Source organism: Pseudoalteromonas rubra, from assembly GCF_005887095.1.
Classification (GTDB): Bacteria; Pseudomonadota; Gammaproteobacteria; order Enterobacterales; family Alteromonadaceae; genus Pseudoalteromonas; species Pseudoalteromonas rubra_E.
This window is the reverse complement of sequence record NZ_PNCI01000060.1, coordinates 1-17046: the sequence shown is the minus strand read 5'-3', so window position 1 is coordinate 17046 and position 17046 is coordinate 1. Positions and strand designations below refer to the sequence as shown.

Annotated in this window: 16 protein-coding genes; 11 read left to right on the top strand and 5 right to left on the bottom strand. The window is 50.2% G+C overall.

Annotation, left to right across the window (positions count from 1 at the left end):
• The 3 genes from CWB99_RS24220 to CWB99_RS24215 all read left to right on the top strand — a co-directional run.
• A partial coding sequence (locus CWB99_RS24220; protein ID WP_212748534.1) for a hypothetical protein occupies positions 1 to 185 on the top strand: 185 nt, incomplete at its 5' end.
• A 296-nt stretch (positions 186 to 481) separates the two neighbouring features.
• The gene (locus CWB99_RS21140; RefSeq protein WP_138550220.1) at positions 482 to 1303 is read left to right on the top strand and encodes a PD40 domain-containing protein; all 822 of its coding nucleotides are present in this window, start codon (positions 482 to 484) and stop codon (positions 1301 to 1303) included.
• 104 nt (positions 1304 to 1407) lie between these two features.
• Complete coding sequence (locus CWB99_RS24215) at positions 1408 to 1560, top strand: hypothetical protein (protein ID WP_171045418.1); 153 nt, start codon at positions 1408 to 1410, stop codon at positions 1558 to 1560.
• A gap of 68 nt (positions 1561 to 1628) precedes the next feature.
• Here CWB99_RS24215 and CWB99_RS21135 read toward each other — a convergent pair whose 3' ends face one another.
• Positions 1629 to 1961 carry a putative quinol monooxygenase gene (locus tag CWB99_RS21135; RefSeq protein WP_138550166.1) on the bottom strand — a complete coding sequence of 111 codons (333 nt, stop codon included), beginning with the start codon at positions 1959 to 1961 and terminating at the stop codon, positions 1629 to 1631.
• 310 nt (positions 1962 to 2271) lie between these two features.
• Positions 2272 to 3303 carry a hypothetical protein gene (locus tag CWB99_RS21130; protein WP_138550165.1) on the bottom strand — a complete coding sequence of 344 codons (1032 nt, stop codon included), beginning with the start codon at positions 3301 to 3303 and terminating at the stop codon, positions 2272 to 2274.
• 207 nt (positions 3304 to 3510) lie between these two features.
• Here CWB99_RS21130 and CWB99_RS21125 point away from each other — a divergent pair, with 207 nt between their 5' ends.
• From CWB99_RS21125 to mutM, 3 genes are all read left to right on the top strand, one after another.
• Complete coding sequence (locus CWB99_RS21125) at positions 3511 to 5154, top strand: methyl-accepting chemotaxis protein (protein ID WP_138550164.1); 1644 nt, start codon at positions 3511 to 3513, stop codon at positions 5152 to 5154.
• A gap of 85 nt (positions 5155 to 5239) precedes the next feature.
• A complete protein-coding gene (locus CWB99_RS21120; protein ID WP_138550163.1) occupies positions 5240 to 5728 on the top strand; it encodes a hypothetical protein in 489 nt (162 codons plus the stop codon).
• Positions 5728 to 6537, top strand: a complete 810-nt coding sequence (mutM, locus tag CWB99_RS21115; protein ID WP_138550162.1) for a bifunctional DNA-formamidopyrimidine glycosylase/DNA-(apurinic or apyrimidinic site) lyase — start codon at positions 5728 to 5730, stop codon at positions 6535 to 6537. The genes CWB99_RS21120 and mutM overlap by 1 nt, the downstream gene beginning before the upstream one ends.
• Here the strand turns inward: mutM and CWB99_RS21110 are convergent.
• Positions 6534 to 7664 carry a M20 family metallopeptidase gene (locus CWB99_RS21110; RefSeq protein WP_138550161.1) on the bottom strand — a complete coding sequence of 377 codons (1131 nt, stop codon included), beginning with the start codon at positions 7662 to 7664 and terminating at the stop codon, positions 6534 to 6536. The two genes, mutM and CWB99_RS21110, sit on opposite strands and share 4 nt — an antisense overlap.
• 188 nt (positions 7665 to 7852) lie before the next feature.
• Here CWB99_RS21110 and CWB99_RS21105 point away from each other — a divergent pair, with 188 nt between their 5' ends.
• From CWB99_RS21105 to CWB99_RS24210, 5 genes are all read left to right on the top strand, one after another.
• A complete protein-coding gene (locus CWB99_RS21105; protein ID WP_138550160.1) occupies positions 7853 to 8800 on the top strand; it encodes an ATP-grasp domain-containing protein in 948 nt (315 codons plus the stop codon).
• A gap of 58 nt (positions 8801 to 8858) precedes the next feature.
• Positions 8859 to 10253, top strand: coding sequence for an ATP-grasp domain-containing protein (locus CWB99_RS21100; protein ID WP_138550159.1), 1395 nt, complete (start codon positions 8859 to 8861; stop codon positions 10251 to 10253).
• 75 nt (positions 10254 to 10328) lie between these two features.
• The gene (locus CWB99_RS21095; protein WP_138550158.1) at positions 10329 to 12920 is read left to right on the top strand and encodes a M14 family zinc carboxypeptidase; all 2592 of its coding nucleotides are present in this window, start codon (positions 10329 to 10331) and stop codon (positions 12918 to 12920) included.
• Between the two features lie 82 nt (positions 12921 to 13002).
• Positions 13003 to 15477: a cation:proton antiporter gene (locus CWB99_RS21090; RefSeq protein ID WP_138550157.1), complete on the top strand. Its 2475-nt coding sequence runs from the start codon at positions 13003 to 13005 to the stop codon at positions 15475 to 15477.
• Positions 15478 to 15558: 81 nt separating this feature from the next.
• A complete protein-coding gene (locus CWB99_RS24210) occupies positions 15559 to 15732 on the top strand; it encodes a hypothetical protein (protein WP_171039557.1) in 174 nt (57 codons plus the stop codon).
• 64 nt (positions 15733 to 15796) lie between these two features.
• Here the strand turns inward: CWB99_RS24210 and CWB99_RS21085 are convergent, their stop codons facing one another.
• Positions 15797 to 16291 (bottom strand): DUF3299 domain-containing protein, encoded by a 495-nt coding sequence (locus CWB99_RS21085; RefSeq protein ID WP_138550156.1) that lies wholly within the window; start codon positions 16289 to 16291, stop codon positions 15797 to 15799.
• Positions 16292 to 16301: 10 nt separating this feature from the next.
• Positions 16302 to 17046: ABC transporter permease (locus CWB99_RS21080; protein ID WP_249332034.1), on the bottom strand; the 745-nt coding region annotated here is incomplete at its 5' end.

The window sequence follows — 17046 nt, the reverse complement described above, 5'->3', positions numbered from 1 at the left end:
ATGGTTCAGGCGATGGTTCAGACGATGGTTCAGACGATGGTTCAGACGATGGCTCAAGCAGTGACTCGGGTGACGATACGAGCGAAGTCAAACCGGGTGGCAGTAGCGGTATGCTCAGCACGCTGCTAGCTATGATTGGAGGCGCAGCCTGGTTACGCAGAAGAAAAGCCATACGGGCATCTTAACCGGCAAGTCTGTTGCTGCCGACACTCTACCTTGGCACATTAAGTGTTGAGTGTGACTTTGATTAAGCCACCTTAGTCGGGTGGCTTTTTTATGCGTTTTATCAGTATTTAAGAAGGTATCAATTTGATTTTTATGCTTTTTTATTATTCATAAAGACATCAGCAAAACATCATGTAATGGACGGCCCGTTCGTTAACCTTGCTGTATACCAGTGCCAAAAAACAACACGATTTAGTCCGGGAGTTCAGCAATGAAAGCGATGTCAATATTCACTATATCCTTCTCACTCTTAATAATGAGTTCAGCCAGCATGGCCAATCAGGTATCGGAGACGTTAACAGGACCCTACCTGGGGCAAAAAAAGCCGGGGAATGTCCCTCAGGTATTTGCTCCGGGGGCAGTCTCTTCCAAGCACAGGGATTACAATGCCTTTTTCTCACCCGATATGACGGAGTTTTATTTCACCCGCAGAGATAACGATACGGGTAACTGGACCTTAATATCCTATGTCCAGCAAAACAATCAATGGCATGCACAGGTGGTTGGCCCACGGGTAGGGCGTCCGTTTCTGGCTCCGGACGGACAAACCATGCATCTTGGAAAATACTATATGGCGCGTACAGCCTGTGGCTGGGGATCGTTGCAGGTGTTAGGCCCCATGTTTGCTCGCAATGATTGGGGTATTATGCGCCTGACTTCATCCCGCAAGGGCACTTATATTCTGGACGACTACAAAAGCGGGGATGTCATTCGTGTGTCAGAAGTGGTTAATGGCAAGCGACAGCCTCCTGTTGCACTGGGTCCGGAGGTCAATACCGGCAAGTATAATGCACATCCGTTTATAGCGCCTGATGACTCTTATATTATCTGGGACGGTCAGCGAGAAGAGGGGTATGGTGACAGCGATCTGTATATTAGTTTTCGACAAAAAGACGGCAGCTGGGGGGAGGCCATAAACTTAGGGGCTCCAGTGAACACTGCCGGCAGGGAAGCATCAGCCAGTGTCACGCCCGATGGTAAGTATTTGTTCTTTAACCGTGATGCCGAATCCGCAGAAGGGGATATCTATTGGGTGGATGCACAGGTGATCGAGCGACTGAGACCAGTTCAAGACTAGCCTGAAGAGATATGTTTTTGTACTTTTTTTGTACCAATCAGAGAGGTTCTGTGTTAAACCTGATTGGCCACTTAAGGCATTCATATTTTGATTAAGGAAAGATTATGAAACTGAAATTAAATAAAAAAGCAGTCAAAACTCTTCAGGACCATGGCTTAAATAAAGATCAGACCAAAGCAATTGCTGGCGCGGGTAATCAGGCAAGTGTTGATATTTGCTGGACACACCCAGCCTATGCTGCCTGTAGAATGCACTAAGCGCTCATTGTGTATTAATACAATAAACTGAGATAGATGCCCGCATTTTGCGGGCATTTTCGTGTGCCTTACACGTCGAGCTCAGTCATAAAGTGGAGTTCTACGGGGGTTGCCAGAGCCTGCTCATAAAGTTGATACACTTTTTGGGTGTAGGGCTGAGCATGGTGGAAATCAAAGTCATGGCGTCGTGAAAATTGCTCTATCAGCGTGAGCTGTGATTGCTCCTTGTTTTCATAAAGCTCAAAGCGCTGGCAGCCCGGTTCACATCGTGTCACTTCGACAATTGCCTCAATCGCGGCTTTGCAATCTTGGTAGCAGTCAGCTTTTGGATTAATATAGGCAACCAGATTGACGGCGCCATCGTGTTGGGGCAAGTCGTTAGGTGCGTTGTCATGTGTCATTGCAGACCTCCAGAATACAGTGTGTGAGTGATTGAACAGGGCCGCTTAGCAGATATGCGGTGATCAGTCCCACAGGCCAGGCGTGTAAAAATGCGCCGACTCGAAAGTGCTACAAGGCGAACTATGTGAAGAGTTAAAAGACCTGAAACAAGAGTGAGGGTTAAGACAGAGAAAACGCGCACTTAATGTGCGCGTTTATCAGTGCCGTCGCGAAGGGGGTTGTTTAGTACACCGTACTGCGAACCCTTCATCTTATAAAACGAATGTGCCGGTTATCCGGATCACTCATTTTTTAATTTTTTTGTCAAATTTACAGATTCAGTCCGAGCCGGACTTTACCCTCCTCACGATAGGTGATTTGGGTATCTGTCTCACCTTGCACCGCCAGGTAGCAACGGCCGTAAGTTTCTGGTACCTGATAACTGTTTACGGGAAGCTCGCTAAAGCGTTGGTAACCATTTTGGCAATATAAAGCCACGGTGCTCGGGTTGCCATTTTCTGCCTTGAGTGAAAATGTACTGCGGTTAAGAAAATGACGCCAGGTACGCGACTGAACCAGTTTCGATGTCACTGTATTGACTGGCTGTGCCGCCAGTTGTTCATGTAATTGCGCCTTAAATTCGGTGACGGTCTGCTTAGATAACTGTTTGTTCTTGATGTGGCGCATCTTTAACAGTGTCTGCAGCGCATTACCATATTGCTGATTGTAAAGTTCCAGGTTCATCAGGCTTTGCATAGACATCAGAGCAAGATCGGGTTCTAAAAAACTATGCATATCCGTCGCTTTGCGAAGCTGCAGCTCGTAATTGTGCCAGTCCTGAATATTGTAGAAATAAGCACTGGATAGCCAGGCTGTATACGCTTGCTCAGCGATATTTCTAGTATATTTTTCGGTCAGCTCAGCCAGCGCAGGTTTGGCTTCGCTCAATTTATTCGCGACGATTAATTGTTTGGTTTGATCAAAGTATTTGGTATAGGTAGTGGATACGTTGTTATTTGAGTGTCTTGTGAAGGTTTTATAGTGTCTTAAATAGAACTGTGATGAGGACGCTATTTTTTCTCCATTCAGGCTGGCTGCGGTGTAGTTAAGTTGTTGCAGGTACAGCTTGGTTCGACCAAAGTATCTGGGATCCTCCGACTCGAGTAAAACATGCATCGGTTTACCATCCAGTCCGACCATAAAATCTGAATTTACCCAGGCCTCATTGCGGCTGCCGTCTTTGGATTCTACGAAAGCGCTGGTATTGGCGTTGTCTGCTAACTTTGGTGGGGTAAACAGTGGTTTTGCGTGTGCTGTTGCTGACAATGTACCAATAAGCAGAGAAAGGATCCGTTTGTTCATTTTAAATTCCTGGCACACTTAACTTCGTTTGAATAAGTGGCAATTAATTGCTTTGTGTAATTTTCCGTAATTATACCTAATTTGAGTCAGCTATGTGTATGCGCATATTATTTTTTCTATGATGACAATTCATTTAATCAACTTTACAGCGTAGAGTCCTGAGACTAACTTTGAACTTTCAATATGTTGCTATCATGGAGGCACATTATGGTGCAGTGGTTAATGGGGTTGTCGGTGAAAAGCCGACTCGTAGTGGGGTTTGGTATTGCGCTGGCGTTGCTGGTAGTGATGACCATTATTGGCAGTAATCGGGTGGCCTTTATCGATCATACATTAACCGAGATCACCGACGTCAACTCGGTTAAGCAACGCTACGCCATTAACTTTCGGGGCAGTGTACACGATAGAGCAATTGCCATTCGTGACGTGGCGATCGCCAGAAGCGCGTCAGAAGTGGCTGAATATGAGCGGGAAATCGAGCGGCTGGCCCGTTTCTATCAGGACTCAGATGCTAAGATGACGCAAATGCTCAACTCTGGCACCCATTTTAGTGCTCAGGAGCGTGAGATCTTGAATCGGATCAAACGCATTGAAGCAAAAACACTTCCTCTTATCCGCACCATACTGAGTAATAAAAAAACCGGTCAGGGCGTTGATGCTATGGTACTGGATGAGGCGCGTCCGGCTTTTATTACCTGGCTCAACGTGATCAACGAATTTATTGACTACCATGAGAAGCAAAATCAATTACTCACTCCGGCTGCCCGAGAAGCGGCGGGGGGATTTTCCCAGCAGATGTTGTGGTTCACCTTTATCGCTGTGGCCATCAGTGTGCTGGTGGGATGGGCTATTGAGCGCAGTTTTCAGCGTTCTTTAGGTGGCGAGCCACAGGATGCAGCCGCTGCTGTGACACGCATATCCGGAGGCGACCTGACAGGGCAGATCCAGACCGACTACCCAGACAGCATGTTAGATTCTGTCTGTCGGATGTCCGGTGAATTAACCCGTATTGTGACCAGTATTAAAGAGGTGTCCGAACAGCTGTCTGTGCAGGCTTCGACTGTATCAGGAGCTTCCGGTGAAATCTATGACGCAGCACAGCATCAGGCGGAGGCCACCAGTAAGACTGCAAATATGCTCGACTCTTTGCGAGAAAACATGATGCGGGTGAGTGATATCGCCAAGCAAACAGAAGAAAACTCCACACAAACGGTGACTTTTGCTGATCAGGGACGCCAGGCAATTCGTAATACCGCTGAGGCAATGGATACGATTGCGCAGACAGTGGACGGTACGGTGTCACAAATTCAGAAACTGGCAGAGCAGACCAAGCAGATCGGCGGTATTGCCAATGTGATCAGTGGGATTTCTGAGCAGACCAACCTGTTGGCACTGAACGCCGCTATTGAAGCTGCACGGGCTGGTGAATCTGGCCGTGGTTTCGCAGTGGTGGCTGATGAAGTGCGCCAGCTGGCACGCCGAACCTTTGAAGCCACAGATCAGATTGAAACCATGATCCGGGAAGTACAAAGTGAAACCTCTGCCACGGTGGCGGCGATGGAAAAAACCCAGCCTCAGGTTGAGCATGGCCGTACGCTGACGTTTGAAGCCACCGAGCTACTGGAACAAATAGATACCCAGGCACAAAACTCCTTGTCTCAGGTTGGAGAGGTCGCCAGCGTTGCTCAGCAGCAGGCATTGGCAATCAATGAGGTGGCGTCAAACATGGAAGAGATCACACTGGCCGCTCAGGATGCGATGAGCGCGCTGAACGACAATAAACAGGCTACCAGTAAGCTGACAGAAATGTCTGGTGTGTTGGGTAAAAATATTGGCTTCTTTCGGATCTGAGTGTACTTAGCACAGTGTGCGGGATAAAATCTGGGGTCAAAATTAACCCGTCGGATTGCTGGTGTGAAAAAGCAGTGGAGCAGTTATGCGTTTGAGTCGTAAGGCCTGGAATAATGTAGTGATCTTTTCCATGTTGATCATGATCTTTTTTCTCAATGGGATTCACCAGAAAATGAACCCTTCGAATGAGGAAACGGGCAGCATGCCGCTTTTTGAGCAGCAGAGCTTTGTGCTGGCATTGGGCTTTCCGGGTTACAAGATTGAACGTATTGGCACCTCCTGGCGGCTCAGTGCCGATGCAGAGGCCACCTGGCAGGCACCACCGGCCACATTGGATGCGTTAGTTACCCGGTGGCAGGAAAGTGAGCTGGCATTGACTGACAGCCCGGGGTTGCCAGCCAGTGCAGCACTGAGTGTGGCTCAGTTCTGGCTGGCTAGCAGCGAATTACCTGTCAGCTATCAGCTGTACCGCCAGCAGCAGCGCTATTATCTTTTTGCCAGACAATCACAACGTTGGTTCAGCCTGAGCAAAACCCAGGCACAACAATTATTCGCCCCTATAGAGTTGAAGTAATGCCAGAATTACCTGAAGTAGAAGTGAGCCGTTTAGGCATTGAACCCCATATTCTGAATCAAACTGTCACTAAAGTGGTGGTGCATCAGCGCCAGCTGCGCTGGCCAGTGCCTGAGCAAGTGAGCCTGCTGGAAGGACAACACATAGAGGGTGTCCATCGGCGAGCTAAATACTTGCTGCTTGAGAGTGCGCTGGGTACGGCTATTTTGCATTTAGGCATGTCGGGCAATTTGCGGGTGGTTGATAAGGATACCCCGTTAAAGAAACATGACCATGTCGAATTTCACTTTGCAAATGGGTTGGCCTTACGCCTTAATGATCCCCGTCGCTTTGGTGCATGTTTGTGGCAATCACCGGATGAGACGCATTCGGTGTTTGCAAAGCTGGGCCCTGAACCACTGACAGAGGCGTTTACGGCCGAGCATTTGTATGCGGCCAGCCGGGGCAAAAAGGTCGCCATTAAACAGTTTATTATGGACAATCACGTGGTGGTGGGCGTCGGTAATATTTATGCCAATGAGTCTTTATTTAAAGCAGGGATCCACCCAAAGCGCGAAGCCGGTAAAGTGTCATTGCAGCGCTATCAACGGCTGACACCCATTATCAAAGCCACACTGGCGAGTGCCATCAAACAAGGTGGGACGACCCTTAAGGACTTTGCGCAAAGCGACGGCAAGCCAGGCTACTTTGCGCAGGAGTTGCTGGTCTATGGCCGTAAAGGCGAACCCTGTGTCAGCTGTGAGACTGAACTGAAGGAGATCCGCCTGGGTCAGCGCAGCACCGTCTATTGCCCACAGTGTCAGCGCTAACTGTCACTGCTTAACTCAGCTTCCGGTTCGGCCTGATAACACAGGCTTGCCAGGATCTGAGTGACCTGCTCAATACGCAGCGCAAAACTAGATTTGATCGCACGTTCATGAATGGTGTGATCCCCATCACCATAGGGTCCAAAGCCATCCAAAGTTGGCGTCCCTGTAGCGGCTGCTGTATTGGCATCGGACACCCCGCCACGATGCTCAACAGGTAGCTCATAGCCGAGGATCTCATTGATCTCATTCAGTAAAGCTGATTGTTTGTCTGTCGGGGCCATAACGCCACGTTGCAGACCCCCTTCTAATTTGACCGACACACCGGTTACTTCAATGGCCAGGCAAATGTTCTCAATACCTTCGAGTAAGCGCTGTTGCTCAGAGGCTTTGGTAAAGCGAGCCTCTACTACCATAGTGGCCGATGGGGAAATGGTGTTAGCACCAATGCCTCCCTGGATTTTACCCACATTGACGGTGCTGCCACGTTTGAGGTCGGTCAGGGCCGACATTTCCATCAGCATGTTTGCCAGTGCAAAGTTCGCATCAATACCATCCCGGTAATGGTTACCGGCATGTGCCGCCTTACCCGTAATGGTAATGGTATAAGTGGCAATGCCTTTGCGAGCCACCACCAGTTCGTGGTTTTTTCCTGCCGCTTCGAACACCAGGCAGGCATCATACTGTTTCGCAATTTTACTGGTCAGCGCCTTGCTGTCGTCACTGCCAATTTCTTCATCGCTGACCAGCAGCCAGTCAATGTTGTTGAGCGTGCCATAGGTACGCTTCAATTGCCGTAATGCATTCAGCGCGACCCAGTTACCGCCTTTCATATCGCACACACCCGGACCATAAACACAGTCATCGTCCTGGCTGAATTCGACGAATGTATCGGGTGGATACACAGTATCCAGATGACCCAGCAAGAGGATCTTTTTACCCGTGCTTCTTGGCGCACGCAATAATAAATGATCACCAATATGTTCCCGCTGATAACGGGTGAGCGTATATCCCAGTGGCGCAGCCAGCTCAATCATCTGTTCGCCGTGTGCATCCACACCGGCTTTATGCTTACTGTAAGAATTACAACGAATTAAAGACGCGAGTTCATTAAAGTCCAGACTATCCATAACAGGTCCCTGCGGTAATTTTGGCCCATCGTGGCGATTTTCGATGACAGTGAGGTGACGGAATTATGAACAGTTTTTGGATCCCGATAGGTACAGAAAAACGATCAAAAATCTGTCACACAGTGCCCTGTAAAATAGCCTTCCTGACCAAATTTTATGCACCTGTTCAAGGACCAAGGAGATACTTTATGACACGCTCTGTCGCGGCGCCGCACGTTGGCATCTGGATGTACGAAAATGGTGGAGGGCGCGAGATTGAGCAGCGTCTGGTTCACGCGTTGGCTGAACGCGGGATCCAAACCAGTACCGGGCTCAATCTGCGTGATGCCCGGGCAAAAGATGGCCAGATCAGCTGCAATGGCGTAGTAATGGAGCAGCTGGATGCGTTTTTAAGCTATAACGCAGGCCAGCAGACTCAGTTTCAGGTGTATCTCTATCAGGCGTTGAGCCAGGCGATACCAACACTGAATAACTACGAGGCGTTTGCGCTGGCGGAAGACAAATTTCGCACCTCTCACTTGCTCAATAGCCAGGGGATCTGCACGGCAGATTATCGTTTGTGCCACAAAAACGACATGGATGGCCTGAAACAGGCACTGCGAGATTTTGGCGGCAAGCTGATCTACAAGCCCACCGATGGCTGGGGTGGTGTCGGCATTGTCAAAATTGACAGTGAGCAGGCACTGGACATGCTGCTGCCGTTTTTGAGCCGAACCGACTTACGTTACTTCTATGTTGAGCGTTTTATTGACTACGACAATACCGACTACCGCATTGATGTGGTGGATGGCAAGTTTGTCGGTTGCTATGGCCGCAAAGCACCGAAGGATGACTGGAAAACCAATATCACCAGTGGTGGCTCTGTGTTTGTCCGAGAGCCTGACGACGAGGTGGTTGATCTGGCGATCCGGGCTGCCAATACCTTGGGGCTGGAGATTGCCGGTGTTGATCTAATCTATGATCGCGAGCGCGAAGAATACGTGGTGCTGGAAGTGAACACCATTCCTGCGTTTGCGACACCTGAACAAGAAGCATTGGGGATCAATTTTAACCAGGCCAAGATAGATGCCATGGTGGAGCTGATCGAGCGCACAGCGACCCAAAAAAGCGCCCTGCATACGCATAAAGTGGCCTGATGACCATGCGACAGACTTATTTTACTAACCCATTAATTTTGCCAAGGTGGCCCGAGCAATGACTGCAAAACCCAAACTCCCAAAGATTGGACTTCTGTATCTGGATTATGTCTTACGCTTTTTCGACAAATCCAACTTTAAAGGTTGGCCAGATAAAATCGAAACTGTGGTATATCACTGGGGCAACGACAAAGCGCGTTTTATTGCCGAAGTGAAACAAAAGAAAATCGATGTGCTGATCGGTAATATTCCTGCGACAGCGTATGAGACGTTCCGCGAAATTGCCCGTGCGTTGCCACATGTACGCTTTTTACCCTCGCTGGATAGCCAGTTTTCAAACAAGTCAAAAGAAAACGTGACCCACTTCTGTCGTAAGTACAAGTTGCCAGCGCCACATACCGAAATCTTTTACGTCCCTGAAAAAGCAAAGCGTTATCTCAGTCAGGCCACCTACCCGAAGATCATCAAGCGCTCGTATGGTCCCTCAAATTACGGCGGCTACTTTGTACATAAAGTGGATAATTACGACGAAGCAATGGCACTCCTGACGGAGAAAAAATACTACCCGGCTTATGTACAAGACTTTGTGCCTATGGAAGCAGACATTCGTGTCATGCTGGTAGGCCACAAGCCGGTATGTGCTTTCTGGCGTCGTCCACCGGAAGGCGAATGGCTGACCAATACCAGCCAGGGTGGCAGCATGGATTATCAGGCAGTGCCAAAATCAGTGCTTAAGCTGGCCACTGCTGCTTCGAAAGCGGCGAATGCAGAATACTGGGCCTGTGATATTGCGCTGGGCAAAGATGGCAAGCTACGCATTTTGGAGTGTGCCACGGCATTTGCTGCGTTCCCATATATTCGAGATTGGATAGGCCAGTATCTGATGTGGCTGCTCTCGGATGGTCATTTCCGTAAGCCGAGTATCCCGCTGTATAACTGGGAGGAGCTGGGCAAAATCGATTCACGTTTACTGCGTACTATGCGTCATATTGGGTTCTCCAGCTATACGCCAAGCCAGGACTGTGGTGAGACCTTCCATGGTATGGATGAACAACAGTTTCCAATTCTGGATACCCAATATCAGCGGGTCGAAGAATGGCCAAGTGAGATCTGGAATTTACAGGACAACTTTGTTTTGCAAGCTAAATCGGCACAGGCCAAAGCCCTGCAACCTATTCCGGGCAGTGATGAACAGGCCGGTCTGGAGCTCAACAGTTACCCAGCCCCAGTGTTTGATGATGCCCAGATCCGGGAGATCCTCGCCCAGGTAAAAGGCATAGGTGACAAGATGATCGACGAGATCATGGCCACTTTTGGTGCACATGGTGTGGTTGAAGCCCTGAATACCGAGCCACAGCAGTTATGTGTAGTAAAAAACCTGAAGGATAAGAAACTGGAAAAGATTGTTGCTCACTGGCAACAGGTGATGCCTGCCGGGCTGACCACACATTAGAGCTTTCTGGCTGTACCGGATCAGCTAGTCTGATCCGGGTTATGGCATGTCTTTTTATGCAACTGAGCAACCGCTATGAAAATCCAATATGCGTCCTATCAGGACACCATAGAGTTCCTGCAAAGCGCCATGAGCGCACATCCCCATTTGATCCGTTTACAGAGCATAGGCGAGACCTGGGAAGGCCGACCGATCATGCTGGTGACCATTTCCCTGGACGTGACCTATGCCGATGATAAACCGGCCTTACTGTATACAGGGTCCATTCATGCGCGAGAATGGATTGGCAACGAACTGGGGGTAAAGTTTGTTCAGTATGTGATTGATAACTATCGTTTCAATCCTAAACTACAGCATGCATTGACCCGTAACACCCTGTACATGGTGCCTTGTCTGAATCCCGATGGCTTTGAGTATTCCCGTAATCATTTTTCGTTCTGGCGTAAAAATCGGCGCAACAATGGCGATGGCACTTTTGGGGTGGATCTCAACCGTAACTTTGATGCCAAGTTTATGCGCAATCAGAATACCGGTTCTAATACCTATGGCGGTCCTCATGCCTTTTCGGAGCCGGAAACCTGTGCCATTCGCGATTTTGTGGAAAGTCATGACAATATTCGCATTGCGCTGGATTACCACTCCCAGGGTAACGTGTTTTTCCCCGCCCATAAGTTTAATCATGAGGTCGAGATCGAAGGCACGGATCTGAATGTGCTGTGCGCTAACATGAACCACGAGATCAAAAAAGTCACCGGCCGTCAGTATGGGATCCACCGTGGCAAGCCGCCTGCGCAGCTGATCCATGGCAGTGGCCGTGAGTATTATTATCGCAAAGGGATCATTGCCACAGTGGTTGAGGTGGGCACACGTAATATTCCGGATTACATGAAAAACATGTCCGAGAGTGTCGCCGAGAATATTCCCGCCGTGCAGTACGCACTGAGTGAAGCCATTAATTACTCGCCGCTGGCGCCTAAGCGGGTTGAAGGGTTCACCATCAAATCCGTGGCCCATGACAGTGTCGAGCTGGAGTGGCAGTACGAGGACCGTGACGACATTTATTTTGAATTGTATCGCAGTCAGCACAATAAGAATCCGTGTGGTGAAGAAACTCTGGTGGCCATCACCAAAACACAGAGCTTTATCGACCGCCAGCTGCTAAGCGGACACAGTTATTTTTATAACATTCGCGCCGTTGATAAGGTCACTAAAATTAAATCCCCGTTCAGCCCGGAATTGCGCCTGAAAACACGTCTGGGCCGCACCGAAAGCGCCCGTACCTTGTTCCCTGCTCGCGAAACGGTGGGGTATTTATCGCAGAATAATCAGGCCAAAAACAAAGAGCACTTTGGTTATAACTCCATGTTTATCGGCGTCGATAAAAAGCGTGGGATCAGCATGGGCGTGGTGCAGTTTGATCTCAGCAGTATTGTGGAAGGTTCGCAGATCTTAAGCGCCCAGTTCTTTATTTATCCGATGAACCGGGTGGCGGCCAAAATTGAAAAATATGGCGAGTGGTCGGTGGCGATCCTCGATGCCGATCAGGTTGAGGACATCTATGACTACAGCAGTATTGCCGATGCTAAGCCTTTGCATACGCTGGGACAAACCATAGAATCCGACAAGCTCACCCAGGGGATCTGGATGAAATGGCTGTTTAACGGTGTTGAGCGTAGCCTGCTGGCCAAGTTGCTCAAGCAGAAGCGCTTACTGCTGCGCTTGCAAGGACCCAAGAAATTGCCACTGGGCAAAGACTCTCAGGTGATGCAGTTTGATATTGGCTACGGCTCGTTTGGCAGTGGTCTGCACTATCGGCCCAACCTGGAGCTGGTCTATCAGCTACCCGAGCAACAGCTCGCCCTGAGCCCGCTGTCCTGTAATACCATTTACAAAGACAAAGTGGTGGCCGACAAGCTGGCATCAGGGTTCGATGCCGAAGGCGATATTGTTTACGGGCAAATGGCGTTTGATCTGAATGTGGATTTGCCTGTTGATCGTACCGTATTTACCAATGCCTGCCTTACCGTACGCTGTTGTAATTCCATAGCTTCTGCACGGGATGTGCGTTTTACCATAGAGCTGGTGGAGCTAAGAGATGTGGACTACCAGCATGTTAAACAGCGCCAGAAGATTGAATATATCGGCTATGAAGTCAGTAATGAGCAACTCAGAGAGCGTGCTGAACATCACTTTATTTTCGACAGCTACAGCTTGCAGGAGCTGGAACGTCTGCATCAGGCACAGACGCCGTTTTACTTTATTATTCGTGCCACCGCGGAGTCGCAGGCTACCGATGCACTGGTAAACTGGACCAACTGTCAGGACCAGCAACCGGCACAGCTGAAGATCGATTATATCGAGCGCCGTAAACATCCGGTGGCTGCGCCCCATAACCTGCAAACTCAGGTCGAAAATGGCGTGGTTAAGCTGACCTGGGACAACGAAGAAGACGAGGATCTGGTCGGCTTCTTTGTGGTGCGTAACCGTTTTCATCCGCCGCGCTCGCCGTTTGATGGGGTGAAGTTGTACGGTGGTCGGGACAATTATACGCTGGATAACTTTGGTACGCCGGATATTGCTAAGTATTATGCGGTGTTTAGCTATGATGATGTGCCCAATTACTCGCAGCCAGTGACGATTTACTATCCGGGTAAAACTGAGGGCTGAGTTTTTTGACCATAAACTAACAGGGCCAGCCTGAGTGAACTAAGCTTTAACCATTCTGAACGCGGTGGTTAAGGCGACAGGTATGCAGTTTGAATCTGGCATTCTGGTCCTGGTGTTTTTGATCCTGGCCCTGTTTATCGGGGCGCTGACTCGGCATGCCCTGAAAAATACCCAAATTCCCTATACTGTTGCGCTGCTTATCATAGGGATCTGTATCGGGCTGGCGCAGCGGGGTGAGGTATTCAGTGGCGATATGCAGATGGTCGGTGACACCCTGACGCTGGTAGCTGACATCGACCCGCATCTGTTCCTCTTTCTATTTTTACCTACCCTGATCTTTGAAAGTGCCTTTGCCATGGAAGTGCATTTATTCCGGCGTATGTTTACCCAGATTGCCATTCTGGCTGTGCCGGGTCTGATGCTGGCCATTTGGCTGACTGCTGAGTTATTGCATTTGAGCGTGCCTGAACATTGGCAGTGGAGCTGGGCCATGTGCCTGATGTTTGGTGCCCTGATCAGTGCCACCGATCCGGTGGCTGTGGTGGCTTTACTGAAAGAAGTGAGCTCGCGCAAACGCCTTGAAACCCTGATTGAGGGCGAGTCATTGCTTAATGATGGGACCGCCATTGTGTTCTTCAGCTTGTTTTATGTCTGGGTGCTGGCCAGCAGTGGCGGTGAAGGCGCGGCGATGGCCTCGCCCTGGCAAGCGGTAGGCCAGTTTGCTGGGGTCGTCTTGGTGGGGCTGGCGATAGGTCTGGTGCTGGGCGGGTTATGTATTATGTGGATCGATCGGGTGTTTAACGATCCCATGATAGAGATCACCCTCACTATTGCGGCGGCGTACTCGGCCTTTTTTATTTCCGAGTCCTTCCATGTATCCGGGGTGGTGGCTGTGGTGACGCTGGCGCTGGTACTGGCCAGTGTCGGGCGGACCCGGATAAGCCCGGAGGTTGCCGGATTTTTACATCATTTCTGGGAAATGATGGCACATATTGCCAACACCTGTATTTTCCTCCTGGTGGGGATACTGGTGGCCATTCGGGTGCCTCTGAACGACCTTCAGGCATGGCAGACGCTGGGTATCTTGTACGTGGGGATCATGCTGATCCGGGCGATTTCCATCACAGTGTTCACACCTTTGTTAAGCCGCATAGGCGTGGGCATTACCTTTGAAAAAGCCAGTGTATTATGCTGGGGTGGTCTGCGTGGCGCAGTCTCATTAGCGCTGGCCCTGACCGTGGCTGCCAGCGAGGCGATCCCCAAGGAGGTAAGCGATCGCATGTTGTTTTTATGTGCCGGGATTGTGGTACTGACGATTTTAATTAACGGCGGCACTATGGGCATGCTACTGAAGTTTCTGCGTCTCGACAGCCTGCCTCCGGCCAAACAGGCTACGGTGGACAAAGCCAATCAGCAGGTCGCCAATACCCTGCAAACCATGTTGCCGACCATGATGAACAGCCCGTTTTTACGGGGCGCTGACTGGCAACAGGTGAAAGTACAGGTCAAGCTGGGCGCGATGGCACAGTCAGACGCCGCAACACCAATAGATAAGGACGATCTCAATACCGCTTTTTTACGTCGTCTGCTGGAGACGGAGCGAAAACACTACTGGACACAGTTTGAGCAAGGGACCCTGGGTAAGCGAGCAACCAACTTGCTGGTTGAAGCCGTGGAGCAGGCACTGGATGGCGAGCCCTGTATTGGGCCGCGCGATACTCTGTTTGCAACCTGGCAAGTACCGGGTTGGCTTGAACGACTGCGTGGCAGTGCCTGGTTAGAGCGGGCGTTATTGAGATTGTACTTTGAGCGTCTGGTGGTGGGTTACGATGTGGCACGGGGTTTCATTCAGGCACAGGAAGCACTGGAAAGTCACATTGATACCTTATCGCCAAACACACAAATAGCGGCTCAGGTACGTAAGCAGGTTGAGGACAATGTTGCTCAGACCATAACGCGCATTAATGATCTTCAGGAGACGTTTCCGGATATTGTTCAGGCATTGCAGTCACAGGCGGCTACCCGGTTACTGCTTAACCGGGAGCGTGCGGTGATTAATGAGCAGCTAAAGCTGGCAGTGCTCGATAAACCCGAAGCCAGTCGTTTGCTCGAAAGTGTCGAAAAGCGTATGGCGGCATTGCAAAAAGTGTCTATTTTTCGCCAGACCGAAGCGGCGCAGCTGGATCAGCAGATCCCCTGGCTGCATGGCGTAGCACACACCACCCGGGAGCAGATAAGCAGTTGCCAGGAGCGGGGCATTTATGATGCCGGACAGGCTTTAATCAAGCAGGGCAAATCGCTGAATAAACTGGGGGTCATTTACCGGGGTAGCGTACGAGAAGTCGGCGCCGGTACTGACGGGGGCAGCCAGGCTGTTGTTCGGGGGCCGGGTGAAGTCCTGGGGATTACGGCCTTGCTGACAGGTACTTCGGCGCTGGATTATCTGGCCGAAACGCCCTGTGAAGTGATGTGGATCCCGGTTGATAAGCTGAAGTCACTGATGCAGGACGACCCCGCGCTGATGCGCATACTTTGTCAACAGCTGGCGCAGGGGTAGTTTTGCATCTGGTTGAAATATGTGCAATGGTGGTTAAGTGCCTACGAGCACACACTACAAATATCAATAAGGAAATAAACTATGAAACTACAGTTAAACAAAAAATCGATAAAGCAGCTTGGCAAACCGGCACGCACGCTTGCTGGCGGCGAAACACCTCAGATTGCGGGTGGTGCATATCGTACCGCATGGTCTACCTGTAACACGGCAATCGACCAATGCGATACTTTCCACTTCAGAAGTTGCCTTTGCTAAAGGCCAATTGAGTCAGTAGTCCGTGGCTCAACTCTGAGCCACTTTCAGATACATCACCCGGCGTTTATAGTTCAAACGGCGCGACGCCAACTGCATCCATTTGGTAACCGGTTTGTGCCAGGTCGCCTTTCCAGGTTGCAACCTTCATAGTCCCCGTCACAGTGATGGCATCATACAGGCTGTCGATGGGCACGCCATTCTTGATTTTAACGTGGACAATCTGATTGGGCGGCGGCGGTGGCACGTGAATACAGGCACCAAAGTAAGGGACCAGCAGAAATTCCGTGATCACTTCACTGTCGCCTTCCAGTGGTACCACAAATCCGGGCAAACTCACTTGCTTACCATCCAGGCTTTTGACCACGGGCGCATCCAGATCCGGTTGCACCCAGTTTTGCTGATCGCCATCGTGGCTGGCAGCGGCGTCCTGATTGCTGAGTTCATAGCCTTTTGGTAATAGGTCATCCCAGAAAATTTCTTTCGGGGGTCCTGCCTGCACTTGTACTGAAATGAGCAATAGCGCAGTACATAGCCAGAAAAAAGTGCGTAATGGTGTCATTCAAAACCTCTTATAGCTTAATGCTCATGCCATCGCTGAGCGAATAGAAATAGGCCCGGGTTGCAGGCAATATGCCCATCAAAGTGCCGGCCGCCATGATAACGCCGATCAACATGAGTTCATAGTGACTGAGCAATGAAATGCTCAGGCTGATCCCAAACTGACTTTGCAGTGTGCCCTGCGCCAGGGCGATCAGCGCGTAAAACAGGGCAATACCTAGTGCGCAACCGGCGGCCGTAATTAAAATGGCTTCGCTGCTCATCAGGGTAAAAATATGCCGGGGTCTGGCGCCAACAGAGCGCAAAATGGCCAGCTCACGGCGACGCTGGTTGAGGGTTGCCAGTAACGTAGTGAGCATACCCAACAGGCTGATCAGCACCACTACGCCTGAGAACAGCAACAGGATCTTTTCTACCAGGCCCAGCATGCGCCACAGTTCTCGCAATGTGACGCCGGGCATAATCGCCAGCAGTGGCTCCGCTTTGTAATTGTTGATATTACGACGTATCTGCAAGGTATAGAGCGGTGAGTCCAGCCCCATCAAAAATGCGGTGATCTGCTGTGGTTCGCCGATCAGGTCGCCATGTAAATGTGCGGGGGCAGGTACGGCAACTGCAACGGTGTCGGGCTTGTCATGACCGTGGTTATGCTCATCTGCATGGCCGTGGCCATGACTGTCATTATGTCCATGTTCATCAGCATGGCCGTGGTCATGACTGTCATTGTGCCCATGTTCATCTGCATGGCCGTGGTCA

Excerpts from the sequence above, each read along its gene's own strand:
- CWB99_RS21140 (WP_138550220.1), top strand. The coding sequence starts at position 482 with ATGAGTTCAGCCAGCATGGCCAATCAGGTATCGGAGACGTTAACAGGA.
- CWB99_RS24215 (WP_171045418.1), top strand. The coding sequence starts at position 1,408 with ATGAAACTGAAATTAAATAAAAAAGCAGTCAAAACTCTTCAGGACCAT.
- CWB99_RS21135 (WP_138550166.1), bottom strand. The coding sequence starts at position 1,961 with ATGACACATGACAACGCACCTAACGACTTGCCCCAACACGATGGCGCC.
- CWB99_RS21130 (WP_138550165.1), bottom strand. The coding sequence starts at position 3,303 with ATGAACAAACGGATCCTTTCTCTGCTTATTGGTACATTGTCAGCAACA.
- CWB99_RS21125 (WP_138550164.1), top strand. The coding sequence starts at position 3,511 with ATGGTGCAGTGGTTAATGGGGTTGTCGGTGAAAAGCCGACTCGTAGTG.
- CWB99_RS21120 (WP_138550163.1), top strand. The coding sequence starts at position 5,240 with ATGCGTTTGAGTCGTAAGGCCTGGAATAATGTAGTGATCTTTTCCATG.
- mutM (WP_138550162.1), top strand. The coding sequence starts at position 5,728 with ATGCCAGAATTACCTGAAGTAGAAGTGAGCCGTTTAGGCATTGAACCC.
- CWB99_RS21110 (WP_138550161.1), bottom strand. The coding sequence starts at position 7,664 with ATGGATAGTCTGGACTTTAATGAACTCGCGTCTTTAATTCGTTGTAAT.
- CWB99_RS21105 (WP_138550160.1), top strand. The coding sequence starts at position 7,853 with ATGACACGCTCTGTCGCGGCGCCGCACGTTGGCATCTGGATGTACGAA.
- CWB99_RS21100 (WP_138550159.1), top strand. The coding sequence starts at position 8,859 with ATGACTGCAAAACCCAAACTCCCAAAGATTGGACTTCTGTATCTGGAT.
- CWB99_RS21095 (WP_138550158.1), top strand. The coding sequence starts at position 10,329 with ATGAAAATCCAATATGCGTCCTATCAGGACACCATAGAGTTCCTGCAA.
- CWB99_RS21090 (WP_138550157.1), top strand. The coding sequence starts at position 13,003 with ATGCAGTTTGAATCTGGCATTCTGGTCCTGGTGTTTTTGATCCTGGCC.
- CWB99_RS24210 (WP_171039557.1), top strand. The coding sequence starts at position 15,559 with ATGAAACTACAGTTAAACAAAAAATCGATAAAGCAGCTTGGCAAACCG.
- CWB99_RS21085 (WP_138550156.1), bottom strand. The coding sequence starts at position 16,291 with ATGACACCATTACGCACTTTTTTCTGGCTATGTACTGCGCTATTGCTC.